The sequence below is a fragment of the Pseudomonas edaphica genome (assembly GCF_005863185.1).
In the GTDB taxonomy this organism is placed as follows: Bacteria; Pseudomonadota; Gammaproteobacteria; order Pseudomonadales; family Pseudomonadaceae; genus Aquipseudomonas; species Aquipseudomonas edaphica.
The window spans coordinates 1-8,902 of the sequence record NZ_VBVZ01000238.1 but is presented as its reverse complement, the minus strand read 5'-3'; the positions used below and the strand labels follow the sequence as shown (position 1 = coordinate 8,902).

The following is an 8,902-nucleotide window of genomic DNA, read 5'->3' as shown; positions in this document are numbered from 1 at the left end:
CCTCCTTGATCTCTAATCCTGCTGCTCCCACATCCAATGCCAACCCCACATAAGTGCCCTTCCCCAACCACTTCGACACCTGCGCCACGTCCCCGACCCGCTGCGCATACCCCGCAATCTCACCCTTATGCAGAAAGCTTTTGGTCGATATCCCTAGCACCTTCTTCAACGATTGATTGCCCCGCAACCCCGTGCCAAACCGCGCCGCGCCTTGCAGTTGCGCGTCCAACTGCCGAAACAGCCCTTGGCGCTGACGAGCAAACTCTCCCCGCTCCAACCCACCGCCCTTCAACCGCTGATGCAAGCGCTCAATCGCCTCCAGGGTCTGCGCCACCTCATCCAGATGCCGTGCCCACGCCGACGTGGCGCTGCCGATACCAATCGACCCGTTCGCCAGCAAGCTCTGCAGCAAATCGTAGTTATTGATTACCGCCGAACCGGCCGATGGCTCCAGCCCCCAGCGAATCTGCTCGCCATAACGCATCAACCAAGCTTCTTCACTGCGACAGCTGAAGCTGAAGTCGTCAGGGATAATTACCAGTTGCCCCGGTGTTACCAGGCCAGCACGTAAGTGCCGGTTCAACACGTCAAAGTGATCAGAACGCTGACGATTTGGCGCCCCGCCCATCGCCCTGGATTTCAAACTGCCGTAGTCCGTTGTGCGGTCATTGATGAACCCCTGCGCCATGCCTTCCATCCCGGATGCAATGAAGATGGCGGCGGAATATAGGCAAGCACAGGCGGCCCGCACACAAGGGCGGGCGCGGGAAATCACATTTGGGAAGTTGCCTACTCGGCAGAGAAAAATCGCCTACAAAAACCCGCGATTAATACCCGGTCATCTCCAGATACCCCACACCACCGTCAAACTGCACCGGCCCTTCCCAGTACGGGATACTCAGGTTCATCCATGCCTTCGGGTTGACGGCCTGGGGCGTGATATCCAGTTGCTTGCCGGGAATTTTCAGTGACCAGCGCGTAGGAACAGCGCGCCCGTCAACCTCGGTGGTGGCCAGCGGTATGAGTTGAATATCGGCGTTATGCAGGGTCTGGGTGTGCCCTTGCTGGTCGATCCAGGTGCCGGTCAGGTAACCCGCGCCGTCCTTTTGCCGCACGCGAAACAGCATCAACTGCTCGCCACCGTCCAGGTGCAGGGAGAACCAGTCCCAGCCGGTCTGGCTGGCGGCCAGCGGCTGGCTGCTCCATTCGCGGTCGAGCCAGGCCGGGCCGCTGACCTGGTAGGTGGTGCCGTCGAGCGTGACATTGCCTGCTGCGGTAAAAAACGGCTGGCTGTAGTAGTAGGACGCCTGGCCTTGATCGGATTTGCGGCTGTAGCCGTTATCACCTTGCAGCACCAGCGGGCGGCTGGAAGTCAGGTGCAAGTCGTAGGCAAACTGTGGGCCTGTGGCCTTGAGTTGCATATCGGCCAAGGCGCTGGCGGCATCGGGCCGGGTGGCAAAACTCCAATCGTCGAGCCAGGCAGTGAATGGCGCTGCCTGGGCGCCGGCCTGGCCAACACCGCCACGGGCGTAGCGCTCGGCGGCGTAATGCCGGGTGGCGGAGGTGACGGCGGCGTGGCCCAGCCAGATCGTCGAGTCACGCCAGCCCGCATGTACCGGCCCGGCCTTGAGCGCGTTGCGAAACAACGTCCATTGCACGCCGAACACATGGCCTTGGGCATCCTTGAGGTTGGCGGTGACGTACCACCATTCGATGCGAAAGCCGGGGTGCGGGCCGTGGTCTTCGGGAAAGCTGAAGACCTTGCCAGGCACCACCTGGGCGAAATCCGCCGCTTCACTGCCAAGGCCGGCGAAGCTTTCCTGCGGCGCGGGGGCTTTGTCGCAGGCGGTCAATAGCAACACGGCGGCCCAGCACCAGGGGTTAATCTTCATGGGCAAAGGTCCTCAGCAAATCCGCCGGGCGGCTGCGGTACAACTGCCACAGCGGCCAGGCCGAGGCCAGCAGCGTGGCAAGCATCGCCAGCCCCAGCAATTGCGCCAGCTGCCACGGGAACACTTGCAATGGCAGGCGCCAGCCGAACGCCTGCACATTGATCACCGCGTCCAGGCACCAGGCCAGCAGCAGGCCCAAGGGTAAGGCCAACACCAGCGTCAACACCGCCAGCAGCCAGGTTTGGCCGAGGTTGAGCAGCATCAGTTGCCGGCGCGTCACGCCCAGCGCCCACAGCGGTGCGAGTTGGCCAAGGCGGCTTTGGCTCTGGGTCAGCAGGCTGATAAACAGCGCCACACCGGCGACACCCAGTGTCAGGCTGTTGAGTGCCGCGGTGGCGGCGAAGGTGCGTTCGAACACCTGGCTCGACCAGCCTTTGAGCTGCTGCTGATCGACGATGCGGCTGTCCTCCAGGGCAAAGGCGCGCCGCACCTCCTGCACCAGCGCCGGCACATTGCCGGGCAGTACGCGCAGGTTGAAGCGCGCCGGTGCCAGGCCCGGCCAGTGCGCCAGCAGGTGTTGCGAATTGACCAGCAGATGGCCCTTGGGGTTGCCGTAGTCGGCGTAAACCCCCACCACTTTTGGCGACCACACGCCTTGCGGCGTGGGGAGCTTGATGGCGTCGCCCAGGCCCACCTTCAAGCGGCGCGCCAATTGCTCGCTGAGCATCACGCTATCGCCCTCCAACAGTTGATCCCACGGTGCGCTGACGGCTTGCAGCAGCGGCCAGTGCTGGCGATAGGTCGGATCGTCGACCACCCCGAACACATCCGCCGGCCAGCCCTGCAATTGCACCGCCACCTGCCAGGTGGGCAGCACCGCCTGCACCAGCGGTTGCCGCGCCAACCAGGTGGAAAGCTGCTCAGCCTGGGCCGGGTTTTGCGGGTTGAGGTACAGCTCGGCGGTAAGGCGTTGTTCCAGCCAGTTATTGAACGTCTGGCGAAACCCCGAAGTCATGGAGCCCGCACCAATGTTCGCCGCCAGGGCCAACAGCAACGCCATCAGCGCCAGGCTCAAGGCCGGCAACTGCTGGCGGCAGTCGGCAAGAAACCACTGGCCCAACACCGAACGGCTACGTCCAAGCACCGCCGTCAACAGGCCATTGAGCACCACCGGCAGGCCGAGCGCCGCGCCCAGCAGCAAGGCTGCCATCAGCACAAACCCGGCGGCGAGGCTGTTACCCCACCACAGCGCCAGCACTGCAATCGTCAACGCAGTAGCCGCCACCCAACCCTGACGTCGCAGCCAGCGCCCGTGTGCCTCATGCCAGGCCTGGGCATTGGCCAGCGCCAGCAAGGGCAAACGCGACGCGCGCCACAGGCTGCTGGCGCCCGCCAGCAGCGCGCCGAGCAGGCTCAAGCCCAAGCCGGCCAGCCACCACCACGGGCTGAGGTTTAATTGGCCCGCCACCTCGGCGCCATACAGCCCGCGCAGGCTGGCGGCCACATCCGGGAGCAACAGGCTGGCCAGCAGGTAACCACTGATCACACCCAACACGCCACCCAGCAACGACAACACGCCCAGCTCAACCGCCAGGCTGACGATCAGCAGGCGCGCGCTGACCCCGCAGGCACGCAAGGTACGCAGCAAGCCACGGCGTTGCTCCAGGGCCAGGCCGATGGCGGCGTGGACAATAAACAGGCCGACTACAAAGGATAAAAAACCCAAGGCATCGAGGTTCAGGTGAAAGCTCTCGGTGAGGCGCGAGAGGTTGTTGTCCTCGCCTTGCTTGAGTTGCAGCGCGGCGGGAGGCGTCGGGTGGGTGGCGGCAAAGGCCTTGTCCACCAGCAGGCGCGACAGACGCCCCGGCATGTCCAATAACGGTTGGGCGAAGCCGATATCGGTCAGCAACAGGCCGGGAGCCATGTCAGGCTGAACCTGCAATGGTGGCAACCGTTGGCCGTTCGCCGTCAACGGTCGCGCACCGGCCTGCAACCCCAACGCCTGCAAGGTTTGCGCGGCGATCCAGGTTTGCCCAGGCGGGTTGAAAAACCCGAGCATCTGCGCCTGGCTCAAGCGCTGCCCCGCCACCGCACCGCCACCGGGCAAGGACAATGGCTCGATGCCCATCAATTGCAGGCGCAGATCTTCATGCCCCTTGAGCTGCAGCCGCCCCTGCACCACCGGCGACACCGGCCAGCCGGCGCGGCGCAGTTCGGCAAACAGCGCTTGCGGGAAGCTCGCGCTGTCCGGCGCAGTCAGGCTGGCTTGGGGCTCACCGCCGATCAATTGGCTGGCACGTGCATAGCTGTCGCGCGCCTGGCTGTTAAGGGCTTGCACGCCGGTCAACAACGCGGTGGCCAGCCACAAGCCGGTGAGCACGCTGAAGAACTGCACCGGGTGTCGTCGCCAATGGCTCAACAATGCGCGCAGCGCCCAATAAAATACCCTCATCTCATGCGACCACACGACCACGCCGCAACACCACCTGGCGGTCCAGGCGCGCGGCGATGCGCGGGCTGTGGGTGACCATCAACAGGCTGGTGGGGCTGTCTCGCAGCAGGTCCAGCAGCAATTGCAGCACGTCATCGCTGGTGGCCTCGTCGAGATTGCCGGTGGGTTCATCCGCCAGCAACAAGCCGGGGCGCGAGGCCAACGCACGGCCCACCGCAACCCGCTGCTGTTGGCCGCCGGAGAGTTGTTCGGGATAACGCTTGAGCAAATCGCCCAGGCCCAGGCGCTCAACCAGTTGCGCCTGCCATTGCGGGTCGAAGCGCCCGGCCAGACGTGCCTGGAACGCCAGGTTGTCGTCGACACGCAAACTGCCGATCAGGTTGAACTGCTGGAACACCAGGCCGATTTCGGTACGCCGCCAATGCGCCAGTTGCGCCTCGCTCAGTTGGTCCAGGCGCTGCTCGCCCACCTGAACAGTGCCACTGTCCACACGGTCGAGCCCGGCGACCAGATGCAGCAACGTACTTTTTCCGCTGCCGGACTCGCCCATCAGCGCCAGGCTGCTACGCTCTCCCAGGTACAGGTCGACACCCGCCAGCACCGGCAGTGGACCTTGCGGGGTGGCGTAGCTTTTAACAACACCTTGCACCTGCAACATAAACACGCTCGTTTAAAGGACTGCAAACGAGCATAACGGCTGGTTGACGGCCCCACGCAAATTTTTCACATGGATTTCACCGCTTGCCCACCCTCGCCCCTCTAAATTGCCCGCCATGCGTCGCTAGACGGCAACTTGTTAGTTACCGCCCACGGCAACTTTTAACCGTCGGATGTTCAGCCAAAAGACAGCAGCGCTATGACACGCTCCGCTTCAACTACGGGCATCCGTCAGTGCGTTGCGCCTATTTGAATAAAACACTGAAGACAGTGCCCATGGTGAATGATGTGGTTGACCTTACCCTGACCAAACCGCGCTCACGCCGGGGCTATCTCAAGCGCCTGCGAAAGTGGTGGGCGGGCCTTGCCGTTATCGGCTTGCTGCTCGCCGGTTTCCTGGTGTGGCCGTTCTCGCCGCGCGACCTGAGCGTCGGCAATCGCCTGCTGACCTCGCAAGTGCTGCCGGCCTGGCGTAATGGCGACCTGATCGTGCTGGTGCGTCACGAAGAGCGCTGCGACCGCTCGCCCAATGCCTGCTTCGGCGCACCTGAAGGCCTGACGACCGTCGGCACCCAACGCGCTGAAGAAGTGGGCAAGGCCTTCAAACTACTGGGCCTGGAAAACAGCGACATCGTTGCCAGCCCGGCCTTGCGCACGGTACAGACCTCGCACTTCATGTTCGGCAAAGCCGAGCTGACCGCTGGGGAAAAGACCATCTGTGGCGAGGACATCGATGAAGAACTGCTCAGCCGCAAACGACCTGGTCGTAACCTCGTCTTTGTCACCCACAGCGGCTGTATTGCCGACTTCGAAAGCGCCCTGGGCTACCCCCATGCGACGTTCTCCGAGTACGGCAGTGCCCTGTTCGTGCGCGTACTGGCCAACGGCAAATTCGAGACGCTTGGCATCATGAAAGGCCCCGCCTGGGCCGCCGTACTTAAAAAGCTATAGACACTTTTTTACCTATAACTTTCTTCATGTTCAGCAAAACGACAGCCCTGTTCTGGCATGTTCAACTGCGCCCGCTACTATTGGACGTCATGAATACTTTCATCGACTTAGTGAACTTAGTGATTCTTCCTACAAACTTTTACACATCTGCTTACTTCGCCATTAAACGTCAAGGAGCGACGTTTTCATGACTCGACTGCTTAAACCCTTACCTCTATTGCTATTGGCCTTCGCGGTATTCTATCTACTGCCCATGGGCCTGCACGGTTTGTGGATCCCGGATGAAACCCGCTACGCCCAGATCAGCCAGGAAATGCTCCAGAGCGGCAACTGGGTCGCACCGCACTTCATGGGTGTGCGCTATTTCGAAAAACCTGCCGCCGGCTATTGGCTGATCGCCCTCGGGCAGGCGGTGTTCGGCGAAAACCTGTTCGGTGTGCGTGTGGCTTCGGCCTTGACCACCGGCCTGAGCGTGGTGCTGGCCTACCTTATCGCCCGCCGCCTGTGGAACGACCCACGCAAAAGCTTCGCCTGCGCCCTGCTCTACATGAGCTTCGGGCTGGTGGCTGGGCAAGCAGGTTATTCCAACCTCGATCCGCAATTCACCTTCTGGGTCAACCTCAGCCTGGTAGCGCTGTGGTTTGCCCTCGACAGCCGCACGCCGCGTAGCCGTCTGGGTGCCTGGGCAGTGTTGGGCGTGGCCTGCGGCATGGGCTTTATGACCAAGGGCTTTCTGGCCTGGCTGTTGCCCGTACTGATCGCCGTGCCCTATATCCTCTGGAAGCGCCGCCTGGGCGAACTGTTGCGCTACGGCCCGCTGGCCATTGTGGTCGCCGCGATCATGTGTGTGCCGTGGGCCTTGGCCATTCACTTGCAGGAGCCTGACTACTGGCGTTTCTTCTTCTGGCACGAGCATATCCGTCGCTTCTCTGCCGACAATGCCCAGCATGCGCGGGCCTGGTGGTTCTTCCTGCCGATCATGGTGGTCGCCTGCCTGCCCTGGGCGGCGTTGCTGCCGGCCACACTGATCAAAACCTGGAAAGACAAAGCCCAGCCGGCCATCGTGTTCCTGGCCCTGTGGTTGCTGTTGCCCCTGGCCTTCTTCAGCATGAGCCGCGGCAAATTGCCGACCTACATCATGCCGTGCCTGCTGCCACTGGCCTTGTTGATGGGCCACGCGCTGATCGACTTGATCCAGCAAGGCAAGGCCCGCGCGATCCTGATCAACGGGCTGGTAAACGCCGTGATTGGCCTGGCGGCGATGGTGGCGTTGATCTACCTGCAAATCAGCAACCCGATGTACGGCAACAGCCACGCGGAGATGTTCAGCCTGTCCCTGGCGTTTATCGTATTGCTGGCCTGGATCCTCGCCAACCTGCTGCAAGCGCTGCGCCCGCTGACCCTGTGGGCAATGCCGGCACTGGGCATCGGTTTGCTGGTGGCGTTGCTGCCAGCGGGCATGCCGGAAATGATCACCGATACCGAAATGCCCGACCAGTTCGTGCTTGAGCATCTGGATGAATTGCAACAAACCCATGCTTTGATCAGCAACGAGTTGGGCTCTGCATCGGCCTTGTCCTGGCGCCTGGGCCGCACGGAAGTGGCGTTTTACGACACCGAAGGCGAGCTGCGTTATGGCCTCAAGTACGCCGACTCGGTGCACCGCAAGGTCGACCTGGACAGCGTGCAGACCTGGCTTGCGCAGGCGCGCCAGCAAGGTTCGGTCGGTGTGCTGATGCGCGTGCGCAGCACCAGCGAACACCGCGAAGAAGGGCAACTGCCACCGGGTGGCAAGCGCTATCGCAAAGGCGCCCTGCTCTTGATTATTTATCCGCAGCTTCCTTAACGTTACGTCTGCCTTGAGAGCCGCCCATGAGTGTCTTCAAAACCGAACGCGGCGCCCTGGTGCTGCTGCTGGGCGTCTCGGCGCTGCTCCTGCTGCTGGGCCTGGGCAGTCGCGACCTGTGGGGGCCGGAAACCCGCTGGGCCAATATCGCGTTGCAGATGCTGCAAAGCGGTGATTACTTCGACCCCTACCTCAAGGGTGCGCCCTACTACGACAAACCCCTGCCCTCCTACTGGCTGATCACCGGCTTCGCCAACCTGATGGGCGGACTTGGCCCCTGGTCGCTGCGCTTGTCGTCAGTGATTGCGGCGTGGCTGAGCATCTGGCTGGTGTACCTGATCGGCGAACGTCTGTTTCGCAAAGGCACCGGGCTGATTGCCGGCTGGATGCTCGCCACCACCTTCTACTTTCTGTTCTGGGCGCGCGTGGCCACGGCCGATATCCTCACCGTGTGCGGCGTGCTGGCGGCGGTGTGGTGGTATTGGCGCGGGCCGGACGACACGCGGCTGGGGCGCTACACGGTGTTTTTCCTGCTGCTGGCGGCCACCTCGCTGTTCAAAGGCTTGATCGGTTTTGTGCTGCCGGGCCTGGTGCTGCTGCCTCACCTGCTCAGCGAGCACCGCTACAAGCGCCACCTCAACCTGCGCCTGCTGCTGGCCATGCTGATTGCAGCGGCGTTTTATGCGATTCCCTTCGTGCTGTCCCACCTATACGGGGCGCCGACTTACGGCGAGAGTGGCCTTGAACTGGTGTTCAAGGAAAACGTCGTGCGTTTCTTCGACCCGTTCGACCACATGGGGCCGATCTACACCTACCTGATCTACCTGCCCGCCTACACCTTGCCCTGGGCACCGTGCTGGTTGCTGGGCCTGTGGCTGGCGCTGCGCAACTGGCGCCACACGCCACCGAACGTGCGCTGGCTGGTGTGGGGCCTGGGCCTGCTGTTTGTGTTCTTCACCGCCAGTGGCAGCCGGCGCAGCTACTACGTGCTGCCGCTGGTGCCTTTTGCCCAGTTGTTGGCGGCCTGGTGGTTGAGTGAACGCCTGGAGCAAAAAACCGCCAGCTGGCCGCGTTGGCAAAAAGGCTTCGGCTTCACTGCAGGCT

The 8,902-nt window shown here is 62.6% G+C and carries 7 protein-coding genes; 3 read left to right on the top strand and 4 right to left on the bottom strand.

Translation table 11 applies throughout. From position 1 onward, the window contains the following. From FEM54_RS16815 to FEM54_RS16800, 4 genes are all read right to left on the bottom strand, one after another. A partial coding sequence (locus FEM54_RS16815; RefSeq protein ID WP_138452011.1) for a hypothetical protein occupies positions 1-688 on the bottom strand: 688 nt, incomplete at its 3' end. Between the two features lie 139 nt (positions 689-827). After that, positions 828-1,892 carry a lipocalin-like domain-containing protein gene (locus FEM54_RS16810; protein WP_017139560.1) on the bottom strand — a complete coding sequence of 355 codons (1,065 nt, stop codon included), beginning with the start codon at positions 1,890-1,892 and terminating at the stop codon, positions 828-830. Further along, positions 1,882-4,344 (bottom strand): ABC transporter permease, encoded by a 2,463-nt coding sequence (locus FEM54_RS16805; RefSeq protein WP_138452010.1) that lies wholly within the window; start codon positions 4,342-4,344, stop codon positions 1,882-1,884. The genes FEM54_RS16810 and FEM54_RS16805 overlap by 11 nt, the downstream gene beginning before the upstream one ends. Before the next feature lies 1 nt (position 4,345). Continuing rightward, positions 4,346-5,002 (bottom strand): ABC transporter ATP-binding protein, encoded by a 657-nt coding sequence (locus tag FEM54_RS16800; protein ID WP_017139562.1) that lies wholly within the window; start codon positions 5,000-5,002, stop codon positions 4,346-4,348. A gap of 275 nt (positions 5,003-5,277) precedes the next feature. Between FEM54_RS16800 and pmrG the strand changes: the two genes are divergently transcribed. The 3 genes from pmrG to FEM54_RS16785 form a co-directional block, all read left to right on the top strand. Continuing rightward, entirely contained in the window at positions 5,278-5,952 is a 675-nt protein-coding gene (gene pmrG, locus FEM54_RS16795) for a lipopolysaccharide core heptose(II)-phosphate phosphatase PmrG (RefSeq protein ID WP_026013879.1), read from the top strand. 187 nt (positions 5,953-6,139) lie between these two features. Beyond that, complete coding sequence (arnT, locus tag FEM54_RS16790; protein ID WP_138452007.1) at positions 6,140-7,798, top strand: lipid IV(A) 4-amino-4-deoxy-L-arabinosyltransferase; 1,659 nt, start codon at positions 6,140-6,142, stop codon at positions 7,796-7,798. A gap of 26 nt (positions 7,799-7,824) precedes the next feature. Further along, positions 7,825-8,902 (top strand): ArnT family glycosyltransferase (locus FEM54_RS16785; protein ID WP_138452005.1); only part of this gene is annotated, 1,078 nt, incomplete at its 3' end.